This window comes from Candidatus Cloacimonadota bacterium, assembly GCA_011372345.1.
Taxonomy (GTDB): Bacteria; Cloacimonadota; Cloacimonadia; order Cloacimonadales; family TCS61; genus DRTC01.
Genome location: DRTC01000295.1, coordinates 1 through 2,091 on the forward strand (window position 1 = coordinate 1; position 2,091 = coordinate 2,091).

The 2,091-nt window shown below is 36.6% G+C and carries 2 protein-coding genes; both read right to left on the reverse strand.

The window, feature by feature from the left end; translation table 11 throughout:
- The coding region (gene guaA / locus ENL20_05765; protein HHE38062.1) for a glutamine-hydrolyzing GMP synthase at positions 1-1,589 on the reverse strand (1,589 nt) is incomplete at its 3' end.
- Between the two features lie 142 nt (positions 1,590-1,731).
- On the reverse strand, positions 1,732-2,091 hold a 360-nt coding region (locus ENL20_05770; protein ID HHE38063.1), incomplete at its 5' end, for a GxxExxY protein.

A 2,091-nucleotide genomic window follows, 5' to 3' on the forward strand; every position in this document is an offset into this window, starting at 1 on the left:
GGAAGTTGAACTACCGGCATTTGCCAGATTTCAGAAATGCCGTCAGTTTTATTTCTTAAAAAAGCATCTACTTTCCGCAATGCATCCAGGTTCTGCTTTTCTAAATATAATTCCTTAAGTTGCAAATCATCGACAGGATTTATTGAAAAAACAAGTCGATTAACTGTTTCAAGTTTATTTATTACTTTGGATGAACATACATTGATCGTTTTCCAGTTAGGAGAAACAGTTTCTTTGAACCAAACAACAGCCGGATGATGATATGTGCGGAAATCTCCCTGAACTCCAACGCTTTTGATTGGAAGTATCTTACCTTCCATTTGAAATTCATCCAGAATCTTATTCAACTGCTTTTCTTCTTTTTGATGTTCATCCTGGGGTACGGAAGAATTGGAACAAATAACTCTGATCGCTAATCCCGGACCGGGAAACGGATGGCGATGAACAAGTTTGTACGGAAGACCGAGTTCTTCACCAAGTTTCCGAACTTCATCTTTGTACAATTCCCTTATCGGCTCGATGATCTTTCCTTCTTTTAACATCTTCTCGATTTCACTGACGCGATTGTGATGCGTCTTGATCAAGGCAGCTTTATCAGTTGCTCCGCTTTCGATCGTATCAGGATATATCGTTCCCTGAACCAGCAAAAATTCCTCTTTTTGGGAAAGTTTCGTTAATTCTTCATTAGCGATATCAACAAAAAGTTTCCCGATCATTTTCCGCTTTTCTTCAGGATCCGTAACGCCTTTCAATTCTTCCAGGTAAAGGTCTTCCGCTTCGATTATCTTGATATTTTTGAAGTTCAGTTCAGCGAAGTGATCCATAATTTCTCTGGATTCGTTCTGACGCATAAAGCCGGTATCGATATGAATGGAATGAACATTTTCATTACCAACTGCTTGTATACACAACTCCAAAGCAACCAATGAATCGACTCCACCTGAAAGCAGCAGAACCAGTTTTCGATCTCTTACCTGTTCTCGAATTTCTGTGATCAATTGCTCTTTGAAATTCTTCACATTCCAGTTTCGCTCATTCGTGCATAACTTGACGAAATTATCCAGCATCTTCATTCCATTTTCGGTATGAGTAACTTCAGGATGGAATTGAAATCCAAAATATTTTTTCGACTCAAAAGCTGCAATTTTTATGGAATCGCTGGAAGCAGTGATTTTGAAATCTTGCGGTAATCGGCTGACGAAATCTCCGTGACTCATCCAGACTTTTTGCTTTGAATTTAAATCTTTCAACAGTTTGGAATTTTCGATGTCGCAATTTATAGAAGTGAAACCATATTCTTTGTTTTCTCCGCTTTCAATCTCACCACCGATCATTTTTGCGAGAAGTTGATGTCCGTAACAGATCCCTAAAATCGGAATTTTATTTTTTCCCATATCAAGATTAATCCTGAATGCATCTTCCGTATTTACGGATTGTGGTCCGCCGGAAAATATTACTCCGACAATATCCTTATTTGTTTCAAAATCTTTAGGATGAACGATCTCACTGTAAACTCCCAGATCGCGAATTCTACGAGCTATGAGATGTGTGTATTGTCCACCAAAATCAACTATTATTATTTTTTTCATTTAAATCATTTTCTCACCGCAAAGATGCGAAGAACGCAAAGTTTACTTTTTTTCTTCGTATTCACCGCAAAGACGCAAAGAACGCAAAGTTTACTTTTTTCTTCGTATTCACCGCAAAGGTGCGAAGGACGCAAAGTTTTTTTTACAAATTATTTACTTTTCTTACAATTCCGTCTTTAATTAGCGGAACATTGAAATTAATCAAATATCCAAGTTGCTTATCAGACAATTTTAAATAAGAAATTATTTGTGCTTCGTGGATTGGAAATAATCTTTCAACTGCTTTCAGTTCAATTATAATCTCATTTTCAACCAACAAATCTAAACGATAACCAACATCTAATTTCTTGCCTTTATAAAATACAGGTAAAGTTTTTTGCCTTTCTACTTTGAATCCTCTTAAAATCAATTCCATTACTAAACAAGCTTCGTAAGCAGATTCAAGTAAACCTGGTCCTAATGCTTTATGGACTTGAAAAGCAGCATCAACAATTTGTTTACC